The 25,378-nt window shown below is 38.2% G+C and carries 30 protein-coding genes and 1 pseudogene; 7 read left to right on the plus strand and 24 right to left on the minus strand.

What is annotated here, in order from left to right:
* Nucleotides 1–169: 169 nt before the first annotated feature.
* Nucleotides 170–403, plus strand: a complete 234-nt coding sequence (locus BMZ31_RS00385) for an alpha/beta-type small acid-soluble spore protein (protein WP_090829746.1) — start codon at nucleotides 170–172, stop codon at nucleotides 401–403.
* Between the two features lie 64 nt (nucleotides 404–467).
* Here the strand turns inward: BMZ31_RS00385 and BMZ31_RS00390 are convergent, their stop codons facing one another.
* On the minus strand, nucleotides 468–1,664 hold the full coding sequence (locus tag BMZ31_RS00390; RefSeq protein ID WP_090829747.1) for an MFS transporter: 1,197 nt from the start codon (nucleotides 1,662–1,664) through the stop codon (nucleotides 468–470).
* A gap of 332 nt (nucleotides 1,665–1,996) precedes the next feature.
* Between BMZ31_RS00390 and BMZ31_RS00395 the strand changes: the two genes are divergently transcribed.
* The gene (locus tag BMZ31_RS00395; RefSeq protein ID WP_090829748.1) at nucleotides 1,997–2,359 is read left to right on the plus strand and encodes a winged helix-turn-helix transcriptional regulator; all 363 of its coding nucleotides are present in this window, start codon (nucleotides 1,997–1,999) and stop codon (nucleotides 2,357–2,359) included.
* A 128-nt stretch (nucleotides 2,360–2,487) separates the two neighbouring features.
* Here BMZ31_RS00395 and BMZ31_RS00400 read toward each other — a convergent pair whose 3' ends face one another.
* From BMZ31_RS00400 to BMZ31_RS00420, 5 genes are all read right to left on the minus strand, one after another.
* Nucleotides 2,488–2,769, minus strand: coding sequence for a hypothetical protein (locus BMZ31_RS00400; RefSeq protein WP_139205902.1), 282 nt, complete (start codon nucleotides 2,767–2,769; stop codon nucleotides 2,488–2,490).
* A 270-nt stretch (nucleotides 2,770–3,039) separates the two neighbouring features.
* A complete protein-coding gene (locus BMZ31_RS00405) occupies nucleotides 3,040–3,951 on the minus strand; it encodes a polysaccharide deacetylase family protein (protein WP_090829750.1) in 912 nt (303 codons plus the stop codon).
* Nucleotides 3,952–4,104: 153 nt separating this feature from the next.
* Complete coding sequence (locus tag BMZ31_RS00410) at nucleotides 4,105–4,959, minus strand: VOC family protein (RefSeq protein ID WP_090829751.1); 855 nt, start codon at nucleotides 4,957–4,959, stop codon at nucleotides 4,105–4,107.
* Between the two features lie 21 nt (nucleotides 4,960–4,980).
* A complete protein-coding gene (locus BMZ31_RS00415; protein WP_090829752.1) occupies nucleotides 4,981–5,379 on the minus strand; it encodes a DoxX family protein in 399 nt (132 codons plus the stop codon).
* A 1,105-nt stretch (nucleotides 5,380–6,484) separates the two neighbouring features.
* Complete coding sequence (locus tag BMZ31_RS00420; RefSeq protein ID WP_090829753.1) at nucleotides 6,485–7,726, minus strand: MFS transporter; 1,242 nt, start codon at nucleotides 7,724–7,726, stop codon at nucleotides 6,485–6,487.
* Between the two features lie 242 nt (nucleotides 7,727–7,968).
* Between BMZ31_RS00420 and BMZ31_RS00425 the strand changes: the two genes are divergently transcribed.
* Both BMZ31_RS00425 and BMZ31_RS00430 read left to right on the plus strand, forming a co-directional pair.
* Nucleotides 7,969–8,265, plus strand: coding sequence for an AbrB/MazE/SpoVT family DNA-binding domain-containing protein (locus BMZ31_RS00425; RefSeq protein WP_090829754.1), 297 nt, complete (start codon nucleotides 7,969–7,971; stop codon nucleotides 8,263–8,265).
* 239 nt (nucleotides 8,266–8,504) lie between these two features.
* On the plus strand, nucleotides 8,505–9,764 hold the full coding sequence (locus BMZ31_RS00430; RefSeq protein WP_090829755.1) for a S8 family serine peptidase: 1,260 nt from the start codon (nucleotides 8,505–8,507) through the stop codon (nucleotides 9,762–9,764).
* 111 nt (nucleotides 9,765–9,875) lie between these two features.
* On the opposite strand, the gene BMZ31_RS00435 is transcribed toward BMZ31_RS00430, so the two are convergent.
* The 4 genes from BMZ31_RS00435 to hemY all read right to left on the minus strand — a co-directional run bounded on the left by BMZ31_RS00435 (nucleotide 9,876) and on the right by hemY (nucleotide 12,750).
* On the minus strand, nucleotides 9,876–10,310 hold the full coding sequence (locus tag BMZ31_RS00435) for a hypothetical protein (RefSeq protein ID WP_090829756.1): 435 nt from the start codon (nucleotides 10,308–10,310) through the stop codon (nucleotides 9,876–9,878).
* Nucleotides 10,311–10,391: 81 nt separating this feature from the next.
* On the minus strand, nucleotides 10,392–10,622 hold the full coding sequence (locus tag BMZ31_RS00440; protein WP_090829757.1) for an excisionase family DNA-binding protein: 231 nt from the start codon (nucleotides 10,620–10,622) through the stop codon (nucleotides 10,392–10,394).
* A 24-nt stretch (nucleotides 10,623–10,646) separates the two neighbouring features.
* Nucleotides 10,647–10,988: a hypothetical protein gene (locus BMZ31_RS00445; protein ID WP_139206591.1), complete on the minus strand. Its 342-nt coding sequence runs from the start codon at nucleotides 10,986–10,988 to the stop codon at nucleotides 10,647–10,649.
* Between the two features lie 352 nt (nucleotides 10,989–11,340).
* Entirely contained in the window at nucleotides 11,341–12,750 is a 1,410-nt protein-coding gene (hemY, locus tag BMZ31_RS00450; RefSeq protein WP_090829759.1) for a protoporphyrinogen oxidase, read from the minus strand.
* A 195-nt stretch (nucleotides 12,751–12,945) separates the two neighbouring features.
* On the opposite strand from hemY, the gene spoIIP reads away from it, so the two are divergent.
* Nucleotides 12,946–14,076: a stage II sporulation protein P gene (gene spoIIP / locus BMZ31_RS00455; RefSeq protein ID WP_090829760.1), complete on the plus strand. Its 1,131-nt coding sequence runs from the start codon at nucleotides 12,946–12,948 to the stop codon at nucleotides 14,074–14,076.
* A gap of 182 nt (nucleotides 14,077–14,258) precedes the next feature.
* Here spoIIP and BMZ31_RS00460 read toward each other — a convergent pair whose 3' ends face one another.
* The gene (locus BMZ31_RS00460) at nucleotides 14,259–15,038 is read right to left on the minus strand and encodes a nitroreductase family protein (protein ID WP_090829761.1); all 780 of its coding nucleotides are present in this window, start codon (nucleotides 15,036–15,038) and stop codon (nucleotides 14,259–14,261) included.
* Between the two features lie 244 nt (nucleotides 15,039–15,282).
* On the opposite strand from BMZ31_RS00460, the gene BMZ31_RS00465 reads away from it, so the two are divergent.
* Nucleotides 15,283–15,663, plus strand: a complete 381-nt coding sequence (locus BMZ31_RS00465) for a hypothetical protein (RefSeq protein WP_090829762.1) — start codon at nucleotides 15,283–15,285, stop codon at nucleotides 15,661–15,663.
* Between the two features lie 183 nt (nucleotides 15,664–15,846).
* Here BMZ31_RS00465 and BMZ31_RS00470 read toward each other — a convergent pair whose 3' ends face one another.
* The 8 genes and pseudogenes from BMZ31_RS00470 to BMZ31_RS00500 form a co-directional block, all read right to left on the minus strand.
* Nucleotides 15,847–16,611, minus strand: a complete 765-nt coding sequence (locus BMZ31_RS00470; protein WP_302846820.1) for a Cof-type HAD-IIB family hydrolase — start codon at nucleotides 16,609–16,611, stop codon at nucleotides 15,847–15,849.
* Nucleotides 16,612–16,911: 300 nt separating this feature from the next.
* A complete protein-coding gene (locus BMZ31_RS00475) occupies nucleotides 16,912–18,099 on the minus strand; it encodes a M20 family metallopeptidase (protein WP_090829764.1) in 1,188 nt (395 codons plus the stop codon).
* Nucleotides 18,100–18,118: 19 nt separating this feature from the next.
* Complete coding sequence (locus BMZ31_RS20600; protein WP_254778533.1) at nucleotides 18,119–18,505, minus strand: EamA family transporter; 387 nt, start codon at nucleotides 18,503–18,505, stop codon at nucleotides 18,119–18,121.
* A gap of 117 nt (nucleotides 18,506–18,622) precedes the next feature.
* A pseudogene (locus tag BMZ31_RS21005) lies at nucleotides 18,623–18,970 on the minus strand (EamA family transporter); the annotation flags it as partial.
* A gap of 368 nt (nucleotides 18,971–19,338) precedes the next feature.
* Nucleotides 19,339–20,028, minus strand: coding sequence for a 23S rRNA pseudouridine(2604) synthase RluF (gene rluF, locus BMZ31_RS00485; RefSeq protein ID WP_090829766.1), 690 nt, complete (start codon nucleotides 20,026–20,028; stop codon nucleotides 19,339–19,341).
* 137 nt (nucleotides 20,029–20,165) lie between these two features.
* A complete protein-coding gene (speD, locus tag BMZ31_RS00490; RefSeq protein ID WP_090829767.1) occupies nucleotides 20,166–20,987 on the minus strand; it encodes an adenosylmethionine decarboxylase in 822 nt (273 codons plus the stop codon).
* A gap of 245 nt (nucleotides 20,988–21,232) precedes the next feature.
* Complete coding sequence (locus BMZ31_RS00495) at nucleotides 21,233–21,421, minus strand: hypothetical protein (protein WP_090829768.1); 189 nt, start codon at nucleotides 21,419–21,421, stop codon at nucleotides 21,233–21,235.
* Nucleotides 21,422–21,511: 90 nt separating this feature from the next.
* Nucleotides 21,512–21,778: a phage holin gene (locus BMZ31_RS00500; RefSeq protein WP_090829769.1), complete on the minus strand. Its 267-nt coding sequence runs from the start codon at nucleotides 21,776–21,778 to the stop codon at nucleotides 21,512–21,514.
* A gap of 189 nt (nucleotides 21,779–21,967) precedes the next feature.
* Between BMZ31_RS00500 and BMZ31_RS20170 the strand changes: the two genes are divergently transcribed.
* A complete protein-coding gene (locus BMZ31_RS20170) occupies nucleotides 21,968–22,135 on the plus strand; it encodes a hypothetical protein (protein WP_217644036.1) in 168 nt (55 codons plus the stop codon).
* A 41-nt stretch (nucleotides 22,136–22,176) separates the two neighbouring features.
* On the opposite strand, the gene BMZ31_RS00510 is transcribed toward BMZ31_RS20170, so the two are convergent.
* The 5 genes from BMZ31_RS00510 to BMZ31_RS00530 all read right to left on the minus strand — a co-directional run bounded on the left by BMZ31_RS00510 (nucleotide 22,177) and on the right by BMZ31_RS00530 (nucleotide 25,165).
* Nucleotides 22,177–22,800, minus strand: coding sequence for a pyridoxamine 5'-phosphate oxidase family protein (locus BMZ31_RS00510; RefSeq protein WP_254778535.1), 624 nt, complete (start codon nucleotides 22,798–22,800; stop codon nucleotides 22,177–22,179).
* 25 nt (nucleotides 22,801–22,825) lie between these two features.
* Entirely contained in the window at nucleotides 22,826–23,290 is a 465-nt protein-coding gene (locus tag BMZ31_RS00515; RefSeq protein WP_090829772.1) for a DinB family protein, read from the minus strand.
* A 106-nt stretch (nucleotides 23,291–23,396) separates the two neighbouring features.
* Nucleotides 23,397–23,852, minus strand: a complete 456-nt coding sequence (locus BMZ31_RS00520) for a hypothetical protein (RefSeq protein ID WP_090829773.1) — start codon at nucleotides 23,850–23,852, stop codon at nucleotides 23,397–23,399.
* A gap of 98 nt (nucleotides 23,853–23,950) precedes the next feature.
* Complete coding sequence (locus tag BMZ31_RS00525; protein WP_090829774.1) at nucleotides 23,951–24,388, minus strand: threonine/serine exporter family protein; 438 nt, start codon at nucleotides 24,386–24,388, stop codon at nucleotides 23,951–23,953.
* A gap of 15 nt (nucleotides 24,389–24,403) precedes the next feature.
* Nucleotides 24,404–25,165 carry a threonine/serine exporter family protein gene (locus tag BMZ31_RS00530; RefSeq protein ID WP_090829775.1) on the minus strand — a complete coding sequence of 254 codons (762 nt, stop codon included), beginning with the start codon at nucleotides 25,163–25,165 and terminating at the stop codon, nucleotides 24,404–24,406.
* Nucleotides 25,166–25,378 lie beyond the last annotated feature (213 nt).

A 25,378-nucleotide genomic window follows, 5' to 3' on the forward strand; every position in this document is an offset into this window, starting at 1 on the left:
ATCCGCCTAATGGAGTACTTATCAACTCCAACGTCATCTGGGATTTGTTATTCATCTGCCTTATGAAGTAATTTTCATCCCCGACGCCATCTGTGATTTGTTGTTCATCTCGCTTTGAAGTATATTTCGTGATCGTTTGGGCACTGTAAATCCAAAGAGGTGATTCATAATGGCCAGAAAGAATAAGATTCTTGTACCGGAAGCCAGAAAAGGACTAGATGAACTGAAAGCAAAAATTACAGGTGCCTCCTCCCCTGAAGATGCAAAATTTGAAGCGGCACAGGAAACAGGTGTTCCTCTGAAAAAAGGCTATAATGGCCAACTTACATCCGTACAGGCTGGAAGAGTAGGCGGTCGAATAGGTGGAAGCATGGTTCGTGAACTCGTGAAAATGGCGAAATAAAACTTGAATAAGAATACCTAAAAAAACGCGATAGGTGGCATACACCTATCGCGTTTTTAAGTTGTTATTTGTTCTTTTTATCAATAGCCGCACTCCAACTAGTAAGAAGCACAGCACCAAATACCATTATTCCACCAATCCATGGTGTATGGATTAGACCAATCGAGTCGACTACTAGTCCACCCACGAAAGCCCCAATCGCGATTCCTAAGTTGAAAGCAGCAATATTTAACGCTGAAGCAACATCCACAGCAGAAGGCACATATTTTTCTGCCAAATTCACTACCAACACTTGCAACCCCGGAACGTTCATGAAAGCAAATAAACCTAACAAGAAAATCGTCACGACACCGACAATCTTAAACGGTGCGGTAAAAGATAGAATAACTAAGATGATCGCTTGCGCAATAAACATCCAAGCTAATGCTTTAAGCGGATTTTTGTTCGCAGCTTTCCCCCCTATTGTGTTCCCAATTGCAACAGCAATTCCGTATACCAGCAATATGATACTTACGACCTTCGGAGTGAAACCAGTAATATCCTGCAGAATCGGAGTTAAGTAAGTGAAAGCAACAAATGTCCCTCCGTAACCAAGAGCCGTAATGGCAAAGGCCAACAATAATGGTCCGTTTTTTAGAATTTTAATTTGGTCACTGAATTTGGAAGGCGGTGCTTCCTTAAGATTCTTCGGTACTAAAATGGCACTTGCGATAATCCCAATTACACCCAAAAATGCAACTCCCCAAAACGTTGCTCTCCAACCAAATATTTGGCCAACAAAGGTTCCTAGTGGAACTCCCGTTACAGTTGCAACAGTCAATCCAGTAAACATAAAAGCAATTGCACTTGCACGCTTATCTTCAGGAACGAGATCTGCAGCGATTGTTGAACCAATTGAGAAGAATACACCATGTGAAAATGCCGTAATAAAACGTGCAATTAATAACAATGAAAAACTTGTTGAGATGGCTGCGACTGAATTACCGATGATAAAGACAACCATAAGGGCCATCAAAAGCGTTTTACGACTCATTTTGTTTGTTAAAGCAGTAAGTATAGGTGCTCCAAATGCGACACCCATGGCATAACCGGAAATCAGCAATCCTGCTAAAGTAATGGATATATTCAAGTCATCCGCAATCGTCGACAGTAATCCCACTGGAACAAACTCGGTCGTTCCGATTCCAAATGCACTAATGGCCAATGCTAAAAGGGCTAATGTTCCTCCCTTTTTCTGTTTTGCTTGTATATGTGAATTCAAGAAAATTCCTCCTCAATTGTATCTCTTTTTAAATATGATCGAATAAGTGATAGTCAACTGACGGTCGATGAAGGCGCCTTTCATCTTGGCTCGTCATGTAAATTATTATGAAGGCTACACGCTTTTTTAAAAAGTACGCACTTTAAAGTTCTGTAGGCACTTAAAAGTACCCTATACCTCACTTTTAACAGCAGCGTTATAATGAACACATGTTTGATTTACTGCTGCCCGTTTGCTAGTATGAACCAAATAGTTTTTATGAGAAGTACGCACTTTTATGTACGATAGGCACTTTTAAGTTCCTTTAATAATTAAAAAGGAGTTAATCATATATGAAGAAATACAACATACCCGTTGAAGCAGCCTTGGAAGTGATCGGCGGAAAATGGAAGGTCGTCATCTTATGTCACTTAATAAAAGGTAAGAAACGAACGAGTGAGTTAAAGAAACTCATGCCAGGCATCACGCAAAAAATGCTCACACAACAGTTGCGTGAGCTTGAGGAAGATGAAGTCATTCTTCGGGAGGTCTATAATCAAGTTCCTCCTAAAGTCGAATATTCATTAACCGATTATGGTTGGTCCTTAAAGACGATATTGGACTCTTTATGCGCATGGGGTGAACAGCATATCGAAAAAAACTATCCTAATAAAGAAAATGTACTTGTTTTATCCGACATAACTGAAAACGAATAAAAATCTAAATGAAAAACAGACAAAGAGCTTGCGGCACAAATCAATTCCGCAAGCTCTTTATCATTTCTTACCTTTCTTTAAGCTTCAATCATCCCCGGCTTTCACTAACTAAACTAACTCTATTATTCTTAATGAAGGGTATTGTCTTTAACCCCCTTAAAAATTGATACTTCCCTGGAAATGGTATCTTCCAAATGATCCGCACATTCCTCACTACATAATGCAAAAATCCCATCTGTTCCATGTTTTTTTGCTATGGAATTACTACCAGGCACAATCAGAGGAACACTCATATCACGAGTGAGTAGATCCACCTGGATTATCTTCCCTTTACTTTCTGATAAATCAATACCATCTATCAATTCAACAATTAGTGGAAATACTGGTTTTCCTTCTTTAATCTTTTTCAAACACCACGCACAAGTAAACAATTAATTTCACAACCTTTACAATTTTTATATAAATTACTTTTACTAGTTTTCCTCTATTTTAAGCCAATACAAAATTCCTTTCTATTTTCAACTGTCTAACAGTTTACCCTAGTATTTTTTTACAAAAAAGCGCATTAATCTCTTTGGAATAATGCACAAGATTATAGTATAAAACTACTATTTCTCTTCCTTTAGAATTTCTTGAAAACCACGTTTTCCTTATCTTCTTATCCTCTCCACTTCGTTTAGTCACTTAAATGCAACCGGCTCCATTGTTTCCGATATTGGCTGACAATCATACTGATTCTTTAGCAAGTAATCGAGGAGCATTGGTAACCATGTTAACGTTTCTTTTCTTTCATGAAGCAAGATGACAATTGATTCTTTTGATCCCTTGAGTTTTTCTAGCTGTGCAATAACGGATGCCACATAACGTTGATCTTTGAAGTACCAATCCCTACTATCGATATTCCAGTCCCACATCTCAAAGCCTTCGTTGATGACTGCTTGACGATATTCTATAGTCATCCCCGGCTTACTCCCATATGGGGTGCGGATAAGATTCGATTCTACTCCTGTTAAAACTTCTATGGTTTTTTGTGCCGTTTTCATTTCACCAATAACAGAAGATGTTGACGCATAAAATTTATGTTTGTCGTGTGTTACTCCGTGCATCCCGACACTATGGCCTTTATTGACCATTTCTTTAACAATATCGGGGTATTTCAGCATATTACCATCGAGCATAAAAAACGTTGCTTTTACATCGTACTTTTCTAAAAGGGATAAAAGTTCGCCGCTAAATCTGAAAGGTCCATCGTCAAAAGTTAGGTAAATAGTAGTTTTTGGAGGTGTTTGATTAGCTGGGATGGTGGGTTTCTCTTCTGTAACTGGTTGTTCTGCTGGTGGATTTTGTGGGGTATCTATTGTCTTATGACCCTCATCATGAGCCCATTGCGCTGCTTGTTTTTGCCGTTCTAATGTCATTCTCTCCTCGTGTTGAGCAATATGTGTTATCTGTTTCTGAATTACAATGCCGCGTCTTGTTTCTGCTTGTGCAAGGAAACTATTTAGCAAAAGCATGAAAGGTAATATTACCAGTATAGTAATCATGCACACCTTTTTAAGATTCTTCCAATCTTTAATACGTAACTTCCCCATCCTGCATTCCTTCTTTGTTGTTAAAATCGTATTCAACCAATTAGACGATTTTACAACTTGTGCAGTTTCGCATCCCTAAGGGAATTGGTAAAAATTTCATCTTTCATTAAACGACAAAAACCCTAATCAAATTGACCAGGGTTTTCTCTAAACTTAGTTGCATGTTAATTGAACTGTAATACCCGCAGAATCTTTCACGATTGCTTTCCCGTTTTCTAGCATCACGTCATAATCCATTGATTGAAGTCTTTCAACCATAACGGCCATTTCCTCTTGGCTAGGAACAACAATTGTAAATAATTTCAACCCAAGACTGTTCTTCAAAGGTATTGGTGCATTGGTTCCATTCCATGTATTTAAGCCGAGATGGTGATGATAGCCGTTCGAACCTACAAACAATGCCTGGTGTCTAAAAGGGACTGTGATATTAAATCCTAGTGCATCATGATAAAATTCTTTAGCTTTTTGCAGATCATTTACATTTAAATGAACATGCCCCATAACCGTATCAGCAGGGAATTCGTTCCACGATTCATTTCTTGCATCGGAAAGTAAACCTTCGATATCAATCGGATCACTGACAAATGGAAGCTCATCCCCGTCCCATACCCACTCTTCCGGGGCACGGTCTCGATAAATTTCAATGCCATTTCCATCGGGATCAGCTAAATAAATGGCTTCACTAAATAGATGGTCCGATGCCCCTTGCAATGGATATCTTAATTGCAAAAGATGAAGTAATACTTTCGCTAAATCCTTACGTTCTGGAACCAGGAATGCCATATGAAATAGTCCAGTACTTCTCGGTAGACGTGGGACAGAATCTTCTTCCCTTTCAATGACAAGTAATGGCTTCACTTCATCTGCAGTGAATTCAACTCTAGCAGCATTTTCTGAAAGGACCTTTAAGCCAAGAGTTTCTTTATAAAAAGCTTTTGATTTTTCTAAATCAGAAACAAGTAAATGTACATGACCAATATGTGTTGCGGGAAATTGATGAAAATTCATGCTACGTCTTCCTCCTGGTATCTAGAATAAGATGGCATCTAATGCGTATTTTCCTGCTCCTGTTAAGGCGACTCCTATTGTAATTGCCACTAATGCAAGATTATATTCGTAACCATTTTGCGTTGACCAGTAACCATTAGCTGCATGCACTTTTACAATTGCAACCAGCATTGTTAATGCTAACACTACTCCTGCAATTGGTGTAAACAATCCTGCTGCAAACAATAATCCTCCTGCCAATTCCGCAAAACCTGCTAAGAAAGCCATTGTCACTCCTGGCTTCATTCCGATTGATTCAAACCAGCCGCCTGTTCCTTTTAAACCGTAACCGCCTAACCAACCGAACAACTTTTGTACCCCATGTGCTGCAAATGATAATCCAATCACTAAACGAATAATTAATAGTCCTAAACTTAACATACTTTTTTCCTCCTTAAAATGATAAAATAAATTTATCTCGAATTCGAGATATTATACAAAAAAATATATGCTCGTATCGGAGCAATAAGTGAACCCTTTAAAGCTTTTTTAACAAAAGAAAATTTGCCGGCCAAATCCTTTTGTTAAAATCACCTCTAAGTTACTTTATGTAAGTAACTATATAATGTATACCAAAAAGAGTCAATAACTTTCTAAAATATTTTATAAAAAGGCTCTGTTAATCTTGTTTCCGTTCCAGTTGCTTGCTTTCCTGGACATTGATGATTTTTCCTTGAAAGAATCCACGCACGAAGAAAAGGAGGTAGCACAAGGAATTCTTGCCTGAATTTACATCACACGATATTATGCGCTAGCATAATGGAGGATTTTCAGGGAGTCAAACGCATTCCAATCCAATCCACAAAGTGCAGTAAATCAACCATTTACTTTAATTTAACCTTTATTTTTCAGGAATTCTGGCAGAAGGCACGAAAATACTATTAGCTTCAAAATTTGTATGCTTAAATATGGAGATTTTTGCGTAATTATCTCATTTAAAGTGGATATAAGAGTATTTCGTAATACCCTTATTGGGTTTACGAACTTTTTTATACTCCTGTTTTTTGGTCGTTATCACCATTTCCAAAAATGTTTTGGCCTGTTTTTTATCGTAATAAACGTTATCAAAAATTGATTCGCTAAGTTCATATAAGGCTTTTTTAAAAATCCGAAATCAGAGAAATCTCCGCTGATTTCCCTAAAAAATAGACTCTGTTAATCTTGTCTGTGATTTCCGCTTTAGCGCTTGCTTTCCGAGGTGTCAAGCGCTCTCCGCTTCAATCCACAAAATGCAGAAAAGCAACAATGTACTTTGACATAGAACTATAAAAAAAGGCTGTCTTAATGTCAGAAAAACATTTAAGCGCAGCCTTTCACTATTCCTAAAATATATTCTTTATGATCCTTATAATCAATCGAGGAATAAACAACAGTATACTCCACAAAATTTCAAACAAAATGGATCCGACTATTTCATCCAAAAGATCACGAAAGATACTAGGTTGTGATTTTCTTTTCTTTTTTAACAATACTCTTCCCTCTCATTTTAGCTACTGCTTTTTTGATAAGTCACATCAAGCACTTTCCCCATACTTGCATACCTCTTTGAAATCCATAAAAAGAAAAGCACGGGCACCATGAATAATGCAGTAGTGAGAAGGCCTGCCGAAATGGAGAGACTTAGTGCAATCCACCCTACAAGTGGCCCTCCGGCAATTTGACCGAAAGCATCAAGTTGGCCAAACAAGGAAAGCATTGTTGCCCTTCCCTTGGATTCCAATTTCTGATTGATCCAAATGCTAAATAGTGGACTATTCAATCCCCTGAAGGTATAGCTTACCCAATAAGAAGCTAAGGCAAGCCAAAGTTCGCCGCTAAACGCAAAAATCAAGGTACTAATAAACAATCCCGCATTAATCAAGAATAGGAACAAAACAAAGCGTTGTTCACCTGTCGCTTCCATTTTTCCTTTTATCCACTGTACCAAGCCGATATTTAATAATAATGCAATCGCATTAATGACACCAAACCAAATAATAGCAGAATTTTCGGGAACATGTATATCCTTTAAGAAGTGAATTTCCCATAAGCGATCAAACCCTTCACTGGCAAGTCCCCACATTGTTGTTATTCCCGCCATACACATTAAAAGAGTGTTTCCACAAATGGTCTTAAAGCCGTTTTGCAAAACAGCCGCCAATTGACCAAAATGTGAGGATTCTGTTCTTTCCATTTTTACAAAATGTTTTTCAGGCATACTGAACATGAGCCAAAAAGCTAACCCAAGAAAGGCAGCTCCTGCTGCGATAATGGCAAACTGAACCGACTCCATGTAAGATACACACACTCCCACAACAATGCCTGCAAATCTGCCCCAAGAACCGACTTGCGAACTTCGGAAAAACAACTTATCCAACTCTTTACCTTGTACTTCATCCGCAATCCATGCTTCCTCGGCACCACTTAGGAATGTGTACCCAAGACCCCATAAGGCATATGCTACAGCAATCGAGTAAAATTCAGGGATTGACCCTTCAAGGATATGCGCACAACCAAGAATCACAGTTCCGATAATGACTGACCATTTTCTACTAAGGTGATCCGCAATTACTCCCGTTGGAACCTCGAAGATCAACACTGAAACTTCCATGACTGTCCCTAACAATACGAGTTGTAGTGGGTTTAGACCAGCTTCAGTTATAAAATAAATCGCATGTACAGTAAAAATGATTTGAAATAGAAACGCTCTCGTACCGGTTAATCTAAAATAAACTTTTTTTGCATCCAAGTAATTTTCCTCCGTCTCATCATAACTCTGTTCTCAGGATTACTGAGTCTGAGACGGAAACTTTTAGTTAAGCTCTCCGTCTCAGACTATAAAGCAGATACCTCTATTTGCATGTTATTGTCCTCCTTTTGTCAGATAATTGTATTATAATAGCTCGAGGAAAATTTTGTCACGACCATTGTGTTTCATTTTCAGGGATTCGGATAAATAAATGAAAAGAATTTATTCTTGGAGTGATCTCAATGGAACAATATAAATGTAAGGAACTTAATAAATCAGGCATCGTAATCCTTCCTAAAAAATGGCGTGATCGTTTCGCCCTAAAACCTGGGAACCTCGTCGATTTGGAATACGATAATTCAGCAATCGTTATCAAAAAGCACATGCATGAGACCAAGAATAATTCCAGAGTAATAAATGAAGAAGGTTCTGTTCTTCTTCCGATGGAATTACGGAATTTGATGGGCCTTACTCCCCAAGATGAGTTCTGTTTGTATATTGATGAAGACAATGAACGATTTATTGTAAAAGCAAATTGAGTGAACTCTTCTCCCCTTGGGTAGAAGAGTTTTTGTCTTAAGCTCTTAGGATGATTAAGTAGTTTCCGGCCACTTAGCACGGTTAAACCTTAATATCTCGCGGTCTTCTCCCTCTTTTCAAAAAAAGTTTCCCAACTCAAAACAGAGTAATTCTGATTGCTTATTTCTGAATATTTCAAATAGAATCAAGTTGCAGCCATACATACGCTGTACAATTTTGATTCGAGAGGAGTTAGACAATGAAGAAAAGAAAAGTAATTGGTACAGGGATTTTATCTTTTGCAATGGGGATTTCATTGTTTACAACAGGTGCATTCGGTCAGGTGGCAGATTCAAATGAAATGTATCGAGTACAAATCAAAGGACCTGCAGTAGAAAAGGCACTCGCAAAGAAGAACTTTGGCTCTCGTTGGGATTTTGGCAGTGAAGGATTCACAACTGAAGTTAATGCAAAGCAATACGCTTCTTTATTGAAAAATAAGAATTTAACCGTTGAAAAAGTGCAGGAAGTTCAATTGGAAACAAGAACAAACGGAAAGATCGGAGCCACAGCAATCACATCTTTACCAAGCGATCGCACACCATGGGGAATTCAAGCCATTTATAATGACAGCACTGTTACAAGCACTTCCGGTGGTGCTGGTATCAATGTCGCTGTACTTGATACAGGTGTTTTTACAAATCATATCGACCTTCAAGGTCAAGCTGAACAATGTAAAGACTTTACACAAACTTCGTCTTCAATGGTAAACGGCTCATGTACGGACCGTAACGGTCATGGTACGCACGTAGCCGGAACTGTACTTGCTCAAGGTGGAACTGATGGTCTTGGCGTCTATGGTGTGGCTCCTGATGCAGATCTTTGGGCATATAAAGTATTAACAGACAGCGGTTCAGGCTATTCGGATGACATTTCTGCTGCTATCCGTCATGCTGCTGATCAGGCAGTTTCAACAGGAACAAAAACGATTATCTCCATGTCTCTTGGTTCAAGTTCAAAAGATACATTGATTGCTAGTGCAGTAGATTATGCATATGGTAAAGGTGTGCTTGTCGTTGCCGCAGCTGGTAACAGTGGTTCAGGTAACAATACAATCGGGTATCCTGGTGCGCTTGTCAACGCTGTGGCCGTAGCGGCATTGGAAAATGTCCAATCGAATGGTACTTACCGGGTTGCTGACTACTCTTCTCGCGGCAACTCAGCCACAGATGCAGACTATGTCATTCAAGAGCGCGACATCGAAGTTTCCGCTCCTGGCTCTGCAATCGAATCTACTTGGTATGATGGAAACTACAATACGATTAGTGGAACTTCAATGGCAACACCACACGTTTCCGGCCTAGCTGCAAAAATTTGGTCTGCGAACCCATCTTGGTCACATACACAACTTCGTGCTGAGTTACAAAGAAGAGCCAAGCTATATGATATCAAAGGTGGAATAGGAGCAACTACAGGTGATGACTATGCTTCAGGTTACGGTTTTCCACGCGTAAAATAAGTGTTTTACACCCGCCCATGTCCCCCCCTATAGATATAGGCGCGTGATAATATAAAAGGCTTCGGTGATTTTTCACCGAAGCCTTTTTGTATTTACCGAGCCGCATTATTTTTAGTTCTTGATCTCAATTTCTATCCATCTTGTTACATGATTAATAATCTTTCTTTCCATGTAGGTTGTCTTATATTGATAGAATTCACATAGTCTAAGCAGTTCAAAGCCTTCGAGCTGGTTTATCTTCTTTACCAATTCGCTTTTATCATCGTCAGACATCAATTCACCAGTGTTTATAGATGGCAATTTTATCGTGATCATGCCCTTTTCAAGCATTTCCTTAGAAAGACCTTTTCTCGCCAATCTGTTCAAGACACGGTTGATTTTCCAAAGCGGGACACCACCTACCGTTTGGTATGTGTGTAAGGTTTCTTTTAAACTATCTTGTTTTTCATTTTTATATTCCAGCCAGAACTCTTTAACATCAACATCTTGAAGTCGTTCTCCTAGCTTCTTTACGACCTTCAAATCTTGTATTTTATCTATAATCATCTTGATGCACACCTCCATAATACAAATACGAAATGAAGTCTTGGTTTATTGGGGTAGATTTAATAACCGGAATTTTATGACTTAATCTTCGTCTTTTACATCGATATCTTCTTTAAGGGGTTCACTTTTCCATTCATCAAGCAAAATTTTGTATTTTTCAACTTGTTCAAAATGCTTATTAAACTGCTCTTTGTAAATCATATACTTCTCCCCGTCAAATAAAGCGCGGATTTTCTTCTGTTGAACAAGGTTTTCCACATATGCTTCTGGCATTGATAAGTACTCAGCCGTTTCTTTTATCGTCAAATACATGATAAAGTCCTCCATTGTATAAATCTATTCAGGTTTTCCCTCAAAACTCCAAGGCAATTCCCATTCAAAATCAAGTTGTAATAAGGGAAAAGCACAATCATCTGGCACGAGATTCACTTCATCAGAAATGACAAATTTTATTTTCCCAATGGAAAAGATGTTTAAGGGTGTCCATTCTGAAATTCTCACAGGTTTTCCGACCAGAAGAGTACCTTTCACGTGGAAACTACCACTATATAAATGTTCTTGGCTTTCTGTTTCTCCAAAGTAAGATAACTGAATCGGGTTTAAGGGGTGTATCCCTAATTTCTTTAGTACCTTAGTTTCCTTAGCGTCCATTTGATCGACTGTATAATAAAAATTCAAGCAATACAGACAGGGACATGAGCTATTTGTGGCAATTTCTTCTTGGTTTGATTCTATTTGGATAATCCAGGGTCCAAGTTCTACTATGTCCATAAATCTTCAGCCTTTTTGAAAGGGGTATTTTTGTTGTTATTTTTCAAAACGAATGTGATATCGATGCGGAACCTTCATTTATCAATACGATTTCGTTATTTATCCATATGAATTCTTCATATATCAACACGTAAACGATAGATATCGATATGGCGACACATTTCGACACCTCTGATACTACATACCGTATGACACGACTTCTAAATCGCACTTTCTTATTCTACTACAAAAAAGAACCGGCGCAATGGCCGGTTTCCCATTAAGTTAAATAGTTCAATACTTTCTGGACAGCTGCTTCTCCTTGGTCAATACAACCTGGAATTCCTACTCCTTCAAACGAGCTGCCAGCTAAGAACACCCCTGGCAAGTGTTCGGCAAGAGATTCCTTCACCTTCTCGATTCTTTCCAAATGCCCCACCGTATATTGTGGCATCGCCTTTTTCCACCGTGAAATGACCTGGAACAATGGTTTAGACTTAATATCCATTGTTTTGTTAAGGTCATTTAACACAATTTCAATGATTTCTTCGTCCGTCATGTTTACTATTTCCTGATCATCCGGTTTGCCAACATAGCAGCGAAGCAAGGCATAGTCTTCAGGAGCCGATGACGGCCATTTTTTGTGAGTCCAGGTGCAGGCCGTAATTCTAAAATCATTATTACGAGAGACGATAAAACCTGTCCCATCTATATCCTGTTTGATTGATGATTTTGGGAAGGCCATTGCGACATTCGCAACAGATGTGGAAGGCATTTCATTAAAGACATCCATGAAAGGATAGTCAGATAGCATTCTACGAGCGAAATGATGTTCGGTAGCCACAACTACGCTGTCAGCATTTTCTACTGAACCATCAGCCAGCATTAACTTATAGCCTTCACCTATCTTTTCGATTTTGTCTACAGCGATTCCCTTCCTCACACTATTTTTGTCTAAACGTTTTTCAACTTCTTCAATAAGGGATTCCAACCCAGTTGTTAAAGAATAGAACATTCCTTTTTTGCTAGGTACTTTCTTCACACTTTTCGCTGGAGTGGGTATACTCTTCTTCAACCCCAAAACAAGGCTGTGATGTTTCTGTTCCATCTCATAAAAATTTGGGAACAACGCCATCAAACTGAGTTGATCTATATCACCTGCATAGATTCCTGACAAAAGCGGTGCGATGAGATTTTCGACTACTTCATTCCCAAGACGTCGTCTGAAGAAACCTCCCAGAGATTGATCTTGCTGTTTCTTACCTTTAGGTAAAATAAAATCCCCTGCTGCCCTTACTTTCCCTAACGGTGAAAATAAACCAGAAAATGCAAACGGCATGACTCTCGTTGGTATTCCCATGAAAGAGCCTTCAGGCATCGTATGAAGTTTACCTTTCACAAGGATATAGGACTTCCCTGCTGTATTGCTCACTACTTTATCTCTCAAGCCTACCTCATCAATCAATCTCATTGCACTTGGTTTACGAGCAATGATGGAGTCAGGTCCTTTTTCTATAAGAAAGCCGTCTTTTCGGATTGTTTGAATGACCCCACCAAGACGGTCACTTCCTTCGATAAGCTTCACATCGATAGGCAAGCCGTTCACACGGGCTTCTTTTTGCAGATAATACGCCGTTGTTAAACCTGTAATTCCTCCGCCGATGATGACTACTTTCCTCTTTTCCAACATGTCCTCACCTAATTTCTTTTCTTACGCTCAGTTTATAAAAAAATCTTTCAAATGTATTAAAATCAATCCAATTGTTATAAAAAGTTTACATTTAGCGCTACTGACCAGGATAATTTAAACTTTCCAGTTGACAAAAGCTTCTTAAATCCTGCTTGGCCAAATATATATGTAAAAAGATTGAAGGATTGCGGTGATATGAATATGAATATGAATATCGTTAAATCAATTTTTGGTTCACTTCTAATACTTATCCTTTCCACAATAGCGTTTTTTGTGATTGCTGCTACCATTTCACTTTCAAAACTAGAGTTAGGAAAGATAAAAATCGACGATAAAGTAGATGCTTCTGCTATTTTATTAAGGTTAGTAGGCTCGGAAAATGCTATGCTGGGGCACGGATTGAATGAGGAATTTTCTTTTTCAAAGATGGGATTCGAACTTTTTACAAATGTCCAAATAGATGATATACGTTCCCTCGTACGTTATGAACTCCCTGGTTTCGTGCATTTCGATTTGGATATATTGATAGCCGGAGAAGGCACAGATTATACGGATATTCCAATGGAATCTGCACCACCAGTGGAAGAACTATTAAAGGAACGTGAAATGGCCTCAAAAGAATTAGCTGAATTGCAGGATGGCAATGTACCATCTGGAAAAGTTCCAACTGAGAAAAATATATATATCTATCACACGCATAGTTGGGAATCGTATCTCCCTTTGCTTGGCATTGAGGGTGCGAAGGACGAAGACCAATCTGTCGATGGTAAAACAAATATCACGATTGTCGGTGATTTGCTTGGGAAAGAGCTTGAGTCCAAAGGCATTGGTGTCACGGTTGATAAAACAAATGTTGGTCAAGAACTGAAAAAAAGGAATTGGAAAACGGCAAAGTCATACGAATTTTCACGAACGCTCGTTCAGCAGGCAATGGCTAGCAATGGAAAGCTTAATTATTTCATCGATTTGCATAGAGATTCATTAAGGAAAGATTCGACTAGTATTGAAATTAACCAGAAACCTTATGCCAAACTCGTCTTCGTTATTGGAAAAGACAATAAGAACTATAATAAGAATATTGCGTTCGCAAATGGCATTCATGAGTATTTGCAGACACATTACCCCGGACTCAGTAAAGGCGTGCTAGGGAAATCAGGGGCTCACGTCGACGGTGTTTACAATCAAGACCTCTCTCCAAATTCAGTGGTTGTGGAAGTTGGCGGCGTTGACAATGACATGAAAGAACTAAAAAATTCAGTCGAGGCCCTCGCGGAAGCCATCAGTAACTTGTATTGGAAGGCTGAAGCTGTTCAAGGAAATAATTAGGGTGTTTGGAGACATTCTAAGTAGTCCTGTTTTCTTGGAGAAAACATGGTTGGATTATTATATTAATCCATATCAAATCTAAATAGAAACAAATAAAAGAGGGCGTCCCCAAAGGTGTAAACTTTTTGGGACGCCCTCTTTTATTTTCACCATGTTAGACGTTTTTCTAGAATCAAGAAATGTCAATCATTATTCATAAAATTCTGCCTCTCCAAGTAATTTAACACTGTTTGTGAAAACTCGAGGTGAGATTCCTTCGTATACTTGGCTTTCGTATAGACTTGAGCAAGATTTTTTAATCCTAATTCTTCTGTCATTTCCTTAAGCCTAGGGATCTCCATGTAGCGTTTCCATCCCTTTTCATTTCTATCTTTATAGATGTCTTGAATTTCTTCTTCTGTATAATCACGATATTGATCGTAGTGAACAAGTCCATGTTTAGGCAATCGATCTCGAGGAGCAGGGTTTTCGTTTGGATATCCTAATGAATACCCCACGACTGGGACGACATTTGGAGGCAAGTTTAGTAATTCACCAATTTGATCGCAATTTGCTAGTGTTGATCCCATGTAGCAAATACCTAGTCCTGCATTCTCAGCTGCTAAAGCACAGTTTTGTGCCACCAAAGTCGCATCAATGGCAGCTATCATAAAGCTCATATAATTATCAAAATGTACAGGAGCATCATTGAGCGCAAGCCATTTTCTCATTCTATTAAAATCCGCACAAAATGTTAATAAAATAGGTGAATCAACCACCATCGATTGTTCCATGTGTGCGGTGTATAATTTTTTCTTAAGTTCTTTGTCTTTTGTAACAACAATAGAATACGATTGCATATTGCCACTAGAAGAGGCACGAATACCAGCTTCTAATATTTGATCAAGTAGTTCTTGGCTTACTTCCCTATCCGCATATTCTCGTATGGATCTGTGTCCATATATTACATCATTTAATTCCAAAGCAATCACTCCTTATCTAACAATATAACATTAAATATGAATGTTCTGAAAATATAAATTTCAATATTCATTTTTAAGGGTCCTTAATCTGTTTTTTATTTTGACAGTGCACTTTGAATGACCCCCCCACACACCTTCTCTAATCTTAATTGTTTTAACCAATCCAACCCGATTACTCAATAACTCGTATATAAGTAACTTTTCTTTAAAATATGCGTCTTATAGCATAAAGAGGTGTAATGATATGAAACGTCGATTTATCTTATTGCTAATAACGACAACAATATTGCTCATCTCAACGGTATTTGGCTACAACCTTTTAAACTATCCTATCAAAGAAAAAGGCTTTACGAAGATGACGATTTACTTGAATGGGGATAAAGAAGGACCCTATATAATTACTGATAAGAAAGTTATTAAAAACGTTATCAAAACAATCAATTCGAGTCCAAAAAGAGATATTTCAAAAATTATTTTTGAAAAAGGTCCAGACGGAAGAATTATTTTTGAAGGAAAGAATACAGATTATGAGGTTAAAGTTTTTAGTGACGGAGGCAACATCGTTACTGAAAAGTATTATATCCTTACTGACTTTAACCTTGGTGAGATAAAAAATAAGGATTGATTAGCTCATTAAGTAAAAAGCACTTTAAGTGAAAAAAACAAGCAAATTGAAAACGCATGGTTTCATCTAGTCCATGCGTTTTTCTGTGCCTTTTCTTGTTATTTAGCTAGATTTATCAAATTTTTTCTTTTTTCTCCGTTGAATCTGAAACTAATTACTTTAGAATCATTTATGCAAATAAATTTAGGCATGTGTCATGCCTCTTTCGAATCCGGAATGATCCAGCACCCACTTGTAAATGCTATGGGCTACTCCATGCTCAGTATTTTTTGCTGTGATATCTTTTGCCGCTTCTTTTACGATAGATTGAGCGTTCCCCATCGCAATTCCTAAACCTGCTTCCTTTATCATCGCCATGTCGTTAAGAGAATCTCCCATCGCCATCACGTTATCCATTGTAATTCCAAGCAACTTGCAAACTTTCTTCAAGCCTCGTGCTTTGTTAATTCCAAGTGCATTCACCTCAATATTGATGGCACTGGAATTTGTGACTTCAAATTCTCCTTTTTCCTGAAGAATTTTCATGATCTTCTTCCTCAATTCATTGTCTCTTATGATATAGCCAAACTTAAGCCATTGATGAGCAGTCAAATCTTCTGGCATCTTACTCCGCCACAGATTTTCACAACTTAATGCCCAGAAATCTGCACCATGTTCTTTGGAAAGATCCCACATCCACTTCATTTGGTCATGACTGACAGGATTCCTTTCTATCAATTCTCCTGTGGGACCATAAATTTCGCTGCCGTTCACAGTCACCAAATACGAGGACAGTTCAAGTGATGCGGCGTAATCACGGCAAGTCAATAAGTCACGCCCTGTACTTAACACGACTTTCACACCCATTTCCTCTGCCCTTTTGATAGCTTCACGATTTTCTTCAGAAATTTGTTCGTTGTCATTGAGCAATGTCCCGTCCATGTCTAATGCAATTAATTTTATGTCCATAACAGTCACGCTCCTCATGAGGTTTTTGTCCCTGTTTACATAATAAAGTTATTGTCTTTTATATATTCGCTTCATACTAATTTTGAAATAGCAGAAGTATTTAGACAACTCAATATGGCCAAAAATAACATCCATTTACACAAACTTAACCGTCTCTTCATGTATAAGTTCCCCACTGCGCGAAAGAAAAACCCCCTTTTTTTCTTACAAACACCAACCCACAGTAACTTATAGAGCTGGGCTAGAATTAAAGTCAAAAAAAGAACCTTGCATGGCAAGATTCTTTTCAAAATTAGTTTATTATCCAAAAAATTTGAAGATCGAATGTAGAAATGTCTTAACACCATTTTCTAAGGCTGTTTCATCAATGTCAAAACGTGCATGGTGGTGCGGATAAATGATTCCTTTATCTACATTCCCTGCTCCTACATAAAAGAAAGCCCCTGGAGCTTTTTGCTGGTAGGCTGAAAAATCTTCCCCACCCATATTTGGTTTCATTAAATCAAGAGCTTCCTCTCCAAATACTTCAAGAACGGTCTCTTCTATCACTCTTGTCACTTCATGGTCATTAATAACTGGACGATATCCATATTGATATTCAAACTCGTACTCCGCTTCGTGTGCTTCTGTAATACCTTTTACCATTCGCTCCATTTTTACTGGAATGGATTCTCGAAGGGTCTGGTCAAAACTCCTCACGGTACCACCAAGCCATATCGATCCCGGAATGACATTATCTGCAGTTCCTGCAACAAATTGAGTGACCGACACAACAAGATTATCTAGCGGGTCAGTTGTACGAGAGACAATATGTTGCAAGTTGGTTACGATTTGTGCACCGATAGCGATGGAGTCTACCGTTTGATGAGGCAATGCCGCATGTCCTCCTCTACCTTTAACAGTAATTTTAAAAGTATCTGGTGCAGCCATCATCGGCCCATATACTACACCCACTTTTCCGACTTCAAGTGATGCCCATAAATGAGTCCCAATCACAAGATCCACACCATCCATCACGCCGGCACTGACCATTTCTTCAGCACCACCTGGATAAATTTCTTCGGCGTGTTGGAAGAGAAAGCGGACTTCTCCATTTATTTGATCATGCAAACCTGAAAGAATCTTTGCTGTCCCAAGTAACATTGCTGTATGTCCATCATGACCACACGCGTGCATGACACCAGGATTTTTTGAAGCGAACGGGGAAACATTTTCTTCTGTAATAGCGAGAGCATCCATATCAGCACGTACGGCTATTGTTTTACCTGGCTTTGAGCCAATCAACCGAGCCATTACGCTTGTCTTCGTCGGCCTTGTTACATCCAAGTTCCCGAATGAAAGCAGCGTATCATAAATAAATTGTGATGTTTTTTCCTCTTGAAAACTTAATTCTGGATTTTCGTGTAAATATCTTCTCCACGTAACCACTTGCTCGTTGATTTCACTAGCTAATTGATTCAGGTCTAACATTGCGTTCCTCTCTCCCATTGAAAGTCCTCCCTTAGTTTTAACTGATTGTAAAAACAATTCCCATTACCGTAATAATGCAAGCGGCCAATTTAGCTGCTGTTATTTTTTCTTTAAAATAAATCCAAGCTAAGAATACCGCAAAAAGTGGTGACGTATAGGCAAGCGCCACAACTAATGTGCCATCAGCAAATTTTAACGCCGTAAAGAGACATAGCCATTGAATGATGACCGAAATTCCTCTTAAGGTGATATGACCATGAAGACTTGGAAACCAAACCTTAGGCCGATAAATCAGATAGATTAATACTGCAATCCCGATTGCACGATAAAAATATAGAGTGACTGGATTGATCCATTCATGAATGAGAAGCTGCTGTGTTGGCACCATGCTAACACCGTAAACGACTGCTGTCGCAATTCCCAACAAATTTCCGGGTTTTTTTAACTCTATGAAAGGAGTTAAAGGATTCTTTCCAGACAAATTCAGAAAGTAAACTCCAGTAATGATGAACAATACGGAAATCAACACGACAGGATTAAAGCCATTGATGAACGCATTTGGAATAAAAGTGAATAATGGGGTCAGTGCTAAATATACAGCCAATACTGAAACTTCTATCCGCTCCATGGATAAAAAGAATAATACGTTTGCCAACGTATCTAACACAATGACCAACAAAAGTATGGAGATAGAAGTCGCATTGACTTCGAAAGAATACATCCATGGCAAAGAGAAACTGAGTAGGATGCCTATGTATGCAAAGGAGGTAACGATAAAACTATTATTGTCCTTCATCTCCCCCACAATCTTCTTAGCATATAAAGAATTGACGGCATTGAAAAAAGAACTAATGAGCGATAAAACCATCAAAACAGCATCACTTCCCATGGTATAGACTGAATTTTCGATAATCTAAATATTACATCATATACGTGAGTTATGGAAGACTTTACTGGAAATCCGACTTAGAATGGAATTTTCCGAAGTTGATGAGGGATAATCCGACGTTCGTTGTACTTTTTCTGACGTTCAAACTCATTATTCCGACCGCGACTCTAGTCAAGCTATCACTTGGCACATCCAACACGACGAAAATGGTTTATTTTTGGATTTTCCGACGTTGATTTGATTTTTTCTTCGTTGCTGAAGGATAATCCGACGTTCCGGACTCTTTTTCCGACGTTCAAACCGATGACTCCCCCAAATACTATAAACTGCAAAAAAGCACACCATAAATAGTGTGCTTAAACATTACTTTATTTTATTAAATCCATGAGGACAGAAAGTTCTTTCTTACTTAGATCACGCCATTCACCGATTTTCAAGCCGTCTAATGTAATGTTCATAATTCTTACACGCTGAAGTTTTACAACTTCATAACCAAATACTGCACACATGCGGCGGATTTGTCGGTTCAACCCTTGTGTTAAGACGATATTGAATACGCGATCGCTAACCTTTGTCACTTTGCAGCGTTTCGTCGTCTGACCGAGGATTTTCACGCCACTGGCCATTCCTTCAATAAATTGCGGAGTGACAGGCTTACTTACGGTAACAATATATTCTTTTTCATGATTATTTTCGGCACGGAGAATCTTATTTACGATATCACCGTCATTTGTCATTAGAATTAGACCATCTGAATCCTTATCAAGTCGCCCTATTGGAAAAATTCGTTCATGATGGTTTACAAAATCAACGATATTTCCTTTAATATGTCTTTCAGTTGTTGACGTGATGCCAACCGGCTTATTTAATGCTATGTAAATCGGGGTCTTTTTCTCGCCTACTTGTTGGCCATCAACTTCGACCAAATCTCCAGCTTCAACAGCGCTACCAAGTTCAGCTAACTTCCCATTTATCTTTACCCTTTTTGCTTCGACTAACTTATCCGCTTCACGTCGTGAACAAAACCCTGTTTCACTAATATACTTATTAATCCTCATTGAGAAAGTCCTACCTCACTTGTTGATAATAATAATCCTATTTTTCCTATTGTAACATAAGGAAAAGATATTGAAAAAATGTATCCAACAAAAATAAATACACTCAGGCAATATCACCAGAGTGTATTTATTCGTCCTTAACCTATTTTCCCTTTGTTAATATTCTTACCATAAAATATTTCGTCCATCTCTGTTAGGAGTCTCTCTGTGATTTCCTCAAGCTCTTCTGGACTTAATTCATCTTTTGTATAACCAAATAGGTAATTATTAATGTCGAATTCTTTCAATTTACACTTTGTATGAAAAATATTTTCTTGATATACATTGACGTCAATCATATCAAACATATCGGTCACATCTTCAGGAATATAATTTTGAATCGAGCTGATATCATGATCAATAAAGAGTTTGTGACCATGTTTATCCCTTGTGAAGCCACGAACGCGATAATCGATCGCCATAATGTCAGTGTCAAATGATCGGATTAAATAATTGAGCGCCTTGAGTGGTGAGATCTCACCACAAGTGGATACATCGATATCAGCTCGGAAAGTACTGATTCCTTCATCTGGGTGAAATTCGGGATACGTATGAACTGTAATATGACTTTTATCAAGCTGCATGACCACATTATCTTTTAGTGGACCTGGAGATTCATCATATACTCCGTTTGGTACTTCCACAACTGGTCCTTCCGAAACCAAAATGGTTACACTTGCACCTTGAGGAACATAATCCTGCTTTGCTACATTAAGAACGTGTGCACCAATAATTTCAGTCACTTGTTTCAATATTTTAGTCAGCCGGTCGGCATTATATTGCTCATCAATATATTCGAGGTATGCCTCTCGCTCTTCCTTAGTTCTTGTATAACATATATCATACATATTGAAACTTAATGATTTGGTCAAATTATTAAATCCGTGCAGTTCAATCCGTTGCTCTGGTGTTAATTTCATATGCCATTTCCCCTTATCTGTTTTATTCACATGGTCTTTAATAGTTTTTTTTATAGTACCCAAACTTTTCAATAAAAAAACAGCCCTTTTAATTTGGCTGTTTTAGCAATCATTCATTGTTCGAAATCAAATCTTAAGTTTGAGTTCAATAAATATTATGATGAAAATGAAACACAATATGAGTATGAAAACTTCTATCCCTAAGTAAATTTCAATGAATACTCCGTCCTAATAAAAATCATCCGCTATAGTGAATGGCTTTTCTTATTTTTATGCTTATCGATAACTTGAGTAAATAACTCTTTTAATTCTCTAAAACGATTACGACTTCCTTCATCAGCAAATACATAGCGATTCCAGAAATAATAAATCCCTTCCTCCACCAATATAAAACTAACAAAAGCAGCGATGCACCAAATCATCCACACTTCCATTTTGAGGTCCCCTTTTATCTTGGATAGATTAGTATATTCCAATCTTTACCACAAAATGTAAAACTTAAACGTTTTTAATATAAGAAACTATTACTGAGGATCGTGATAGTCCAATGCTCTTTTACTGTCACTCAAACCTTTGGTAGTTGGGTCTTGAACGATACCGAGCATTGACAGCAGAACAAACACTGCATTTGCAAATGTCAATACCGTATCTTTCACGTGATTAGTCAGCTGATAATCCGTAATATCAAGCATATTTAATCCGCTTAGAACCATCTGTAGAACAATCATCAATTGCGAAATAAATGCAATAACCCAACTGCCATTCTTGAAGCGCACTTTCCAATTTATCATTATTATTTCCCCTAACATCTATGAAGTGAATGCTTTTTACCAATATATGCTCATAGGAAGAAGGGTTGTCAGCGTTTGTCCAAGAAAAATATTTTTCTAAAAATAATTGTTTACGTTTTGAAAATGCGGGGTACTTTCATTGTACAAGCAACAATTACTACAAAATTCTACAAAATTAGGGAGATGAATATGATGGAAAACACTTTAACAAAGAAATTAGCAGCAATGGGTATCGTCGCAACATTAACATTAGGCGGATTAACAGCTTGTGGCGATGGTAAAGATCAGGACAACGGAATCAGTGATGGTCAGAAAAAAGACGAGCTAGACGCTTCAGATGATGGCGATGAAGAATAAATAAACGAAAACCTCCGTCATTTGGCGGAGGTTTTATTGTGTCAATATAATCTCTTTAAATACCCTTCCTCAAGCCTTTTTTCCATTGCCTCTTCATCCATTCCATCGATTTTGACATGGTCTGCATAGATCTTTGCAGGAGAAGGCAATTCCTCTTTGCTTGCCCAAGTTAAGGAATTCCATAATCCTGACCTGTGTACTGCTTTCCCACACTGCAAGTAGCATTCCTCTACCTCGACTACAATTCCAAGCTTTGGTACGATCCCTTGAGCGACGAGTGGCTCAAGCAATTCTGAATCCTTCGTGACAAATGCCTTCCCGTTTATTCTTAATGTTTCTCGAAGTCCCGGAATGAGAAAAAGTAACCCGACATGAGGATTGGCTATGATATTCTTCAAAGAATCCACCCGATTATTTCCCTTCCGATCAGGTATCAACAATTGTTTTTCATTTAGAACTGAAACAAAACCTGGTGCATCCCCTCGAGGTGATGCGTCACATTTTCCATCTGCATCGGAAGTAGATAATACAATAAACGGCGAACGCTCGATGAAATGACGACAGTGTTCATCCAAAAATGAAATGACTTTTTTACGTGCAACATCACTCGGTTCTCCGACTATTTCTGTTAATTCTTCTGATGTAACTTTATTATCTAATTTCAAAACTATATCTCCCCCATTTCATCCTCTATTTACTTACACCGTAAGCCTCATTCCATGAACCTTGAAGTTTACGCAACAAAACAATTTGGCCAACATGATAGGCAACATGCACGGTGAAATTGGCTAAGATTATGTTCCAATTTTCTTCATTATTTAAACAAGATTCTTCGGAACCTTTAATGAGGTCCCTCCATTCAGCCATAATCTCCTGAATATGTTCAGCAGCCTCATTCCAGTTTTGATGGTCTGTAAAAGTTTCTTTGATGCTAGAGATATTTTTGGGAGAAACAGGTATTTTTTTAAAACGGTTCAAATATCTCTCGTTATAAAAAATCAAGTGATTCACAATTTCAAGGATGGAGTTGAAATCTCCTTGTTTCCACGACGCCTGTTCTGGCGTCAACCCTTCAATCGCATTCGTCAAAGAAACAAACCAATGGTTTTTATGCAATGCATTCATTTGCTCATTTAAAACGCTCTTTGCGCCCATCTGATTACCCCCGATTCATACGGACTACTCCGCATTTCTTATTGTATTCTTAACTCACTCTCGGTCTTGATGTTCTTTTTTTTAGACTCGAAATGGTATACCAGTGTCATTCCTCAACTTTCACTTTCACCCAATATTTTACTTCACCCCTCGCCCATTCAGCGTTTATGACTAATTTATATGTACCTGGTAACAATTCTGGAAGTTTGACATCAAAAGTATTTTTCTCGAATGGCAACTTTTCTTTAGAATCTTCCAAATGGACTGATATTGACTTCGGAGGAACTTCGAAATACAAAGGCAAGGTTTCTTGGGAGCGAACTGGAACTAGGTCCATGAATAGTCCTGATGATTTGCTATCGTAGCTTTTTAATGCAATTCCCGCCACTTTAGGCCATTCAAACTCTCGTACAGATGCAGTAACTGGATGGAAATCATCACCGACAATTAGCGGTGGAGGGGCAGACACTTCCCTCCAATTAAGGAAAAAGATTATTGCAAATGTTAAGAGAATTAATACATACACCCTCTTTTTCGTAGGCTTTGTCTTTTGTATTTCCATCCAACAACCTCCTAAATATTCCAAATTAATTTTATCACAAAATTCAAAATTTTAGTCAAACAAAAAAACAGCGGATCCTTCCACTGTTCGACTTTTCATTATACACGGAGCTTAGATTGTCGGATAATTTGGTTGATAACTTCTGAAAAAATAAGACCGATTGCAATAGCGCCTGATAACATAAACGCTTTTGCTGCTAAAGCAACTGCTAAAGTGTAGTCATTAAGGACAAAATTCTTCATTGCATCGTAGGCAAGCCCTCCCGGTACAAGGGGAATGACCCCTGCAACGCTAAAGATAATGATGGGTGTTTTATATATTCGAGATAATGTTTGACTCATAACGGCAATAAAAAAAGATGCAGCCAACGTTGCTAAAGTGGTGTCAAATTGATGATACTCCATTATCACGTAAATCATCCATCCAATAGCCCCAACAAGCCCACACTTTACCAGTGATTGCTTTGGGGCATTGAATATAATACCAAATGCCGCAGTGGCAATAAAACTAGTGATCAATTGTTCGATAAAATACATGTAGTTAGCCCCTTTTTAGATAAATGACAGGATGACTGCGATTCCTGAGCCGATGGCAAAAGCAGTTAAGAATGCCTCAGCGCCTTTTGATAGTCCCGAAACCAAATGGCCCGCCATTAAATCCCGTACCGCATTTGTAATCAATAATCCCGGAACAAGTGGCATGACAGAACCAATGATAATCTTATCAAGTTCGTTTCCGATGCCAGTTTTAATAAATAAAAATGATAACGCACCAATCGTAAAGCTCGCTAAAAATTCAGCGAAGAACTTTATGGGAACAAGCCGATGGAAATAGACAAAGCAAATGTACCCCACGCCCCCTGATATGATCGCGGGAAGAAAATCGTACCATCCACCCTTAAACATAATTAAAAAGCATCCACTTGAAATCGCCGCAGCAAGCACCTGCAAATAAAGAGGAAAACTCACGTTTTGAGATTCTAATTCTTTTAGTAGTTCGGCTGCTTCTTTAAGGGTAACCTCACCTGCCGTAATCTTCCTTGAGATACTATTTACAAGTGCGACTTTTTTCAAATCCGTCGTCCGTTCAGAAATTCGTATCAGCTTTGTTTTAGTCGGTTCTGAACCTTCTGTTGAAAAGATAATGCCAGTAGGAGTGACATAGCTATGTGACTCACCAATTCCAAATGCAGCAGCCATCCTCATCATTGTATCTTCAACACGATACGTTTCGGCCCCGCTTTGAAGCATGATTTTTCCTGCCATTAAACAAACTTCCATAATTTCATACGTATATTTAACGTTTTTATCCATATCTACCTCGCAGATCTCTATCTCTGATGTTGAACCTTTTCAATAGTTTAATGTAAAGAATTCCTACAAGCAAGAAAGCATTTTGTGAAAGCGTGACCAACGTCAAATGGTTTTCTGTAACGGAAAAAAATCTAAATCCTTATACCAATTACCCTCAATTTAATTTGTATTAACACTCTCTACCGATTAAAATAGAAGAAACAAACACGTAAT

It is taken from the genome of Bacillus sp. cl95 (assembly GCF_900115925.1).
Lineage (GTDB): Bacteria > Bacillota > Bacilli > Bacillales > Cytobacillaceae > Neobacillus_A.

Coding starts and splice junctions, on each gene's coding strand:
- BMZ31_RS00515 (WP_090829772.1), bottom strand. CDS start 23,290: ATGGGCGCAAAGAGCGTTTTAAATGAGCAAATGAATGCATTGCATAAA.
- BMZ31_RS00405 (WP_090829750.1), bottom strand. CDS start 3,951: ATGGGGAAGTTACGTATTAAAGATTGGAAGAATCTTAAAAAGGTGTGC.
- BMZ31_RS00475 (WP_090829764.1), bottom strand. CDS start 18,099: ATGGGAGAGAGGAACGCAATGTTAGACCTGAATCAATTAGCTAGTGAA.
- BMZ31_RS00465 (WP_090829762.1), top strand. CDS start 15,283: ATGAAACGTCGATTTATCTTATTGCTAATAACGACAACAATATTGCTC.
- BMZ31_RS00470 (WP_302846820.1), bottom strand. CDS start 16,611: ATGGACATAAAATTAATTGCATTAGACATGGACGGGACATTGCTCAAT.
- BMZ31_RS00520 (WP_090829773.1), bottom strand. CDS start 23,852: ATGGAAATACAAAAGACAAAGCCTACGAAAAAGAGGGTGTATGTATTA.
- speD (WP_090829767.1), bottom strand. CDS start 20,987: ATGAAATTAACACCAGAGCAACGGATTGAACTGCACGGATTTAATAAT.
- BMZ31_RS00385 (WP_090829746.1), top strand. CDS start 170: ATGGCCAGAAAGAATAAGATTCTTGTACCGGAAGCCAGAAAAGGACTA.
- BMZ31_RS00410 (WP_090829751.1), bottom strand. CDS start 4,959: ATGAATTTTCATCAATTTCCCGCAACACATATTGGTCATGTACATTTA.
- BMZ31_RS00530 (WP_090829775.1), bottom strand. CDS start 25,165: ATGGATAAAAACGTTAAATATACGTATGAAATTATGGAAGTTTGTTTA.
- rluF (WP_090829766.1), bottom strand. CDS start 20,028: ATGAGGATTAATAAGTATATTAGTGAAACAGGGTTTTGTTCACGACGT.
- BMZ31_RS00435 (WP_090829756.1), bottom strand. CDS start 10,310: ATGATTATAGATAAAATACAAGATTTGAAGGTCGTAAAGAAGCTAGGA.
- BMZ31_RS00430 (WP_090829755.1), top strand. CDS start 8,505: ATGAAGAAAAGAAAAGTAATTGGTACAGGGATTTTATCTTTTGCAATG.
- hemY (WP_090829759.1), bottom strand. CDS start 12,750: ATGTTGGAAAAGAGGAAAGTAGTCATCATCGGCGGAGGAATTACAGGT.
- BMZ31_RS00525 (WP_090829774.1), bottom strand. CDS start 24,388: ATGTATTTTATCGAACAATTGATCACTAGTTTTATTGCCACTGCGGCA.
- BMZ31_RS00395 (WP_090829748.1), top strand. CDS start 1,997: ATGAAGAAATACAACATACCCGTTGAAGCAGCCTTGGAAGTGATCGGC.
- BMZ31_RS00415 (WP_090829752.1), bottom strand. CDS start 5,379: ATGTTAAGTTTAGGACTATTAATTATTCGTTTAGTGATTGGATTATCA.
- BMZ31_RS00425 (WP_090829754.1), top strand. CDS start 7,969: ATGGAACAATATAAATGTAAGGAACTTAATAAATCAGGCATCGTAATC.
- BMZ31_RS00500 (WP_090829769.1), bottom strand. CDS start 21,778: ATGATAAATTGGAAAGTGCGCTTCAAGAATGGCAGTTGGGTTATTGCA.
- spoIIP (WP_090829760.1), top strand. CDS start 12,946: ATGAATATGAATATGAATATCGTTAAATCAATTTTTGGTTCACTTCTA.
- BMZ31_RS00440 (WP_090829757.1), bottom strand. CDS start 10,622: ATGTATTTGACGATAAAAGAAACGGCTGAGTACTTATCAATGCCAGAA.
- BMZ31_RS00495 (WP_090829768.1), bottom strand. CDS start 21,421: ATGGAAGTGTGGATGATTTGGTGCATCGCTGCTTTTGTTAGTTTTATA.
- BMZ31_RS20170 (WP_217644036.1), top strand. CDS start 21,968: ATGATGGAAAACACTTTAACAAAGAAATTAGCAGCAATGGGTATCGTC.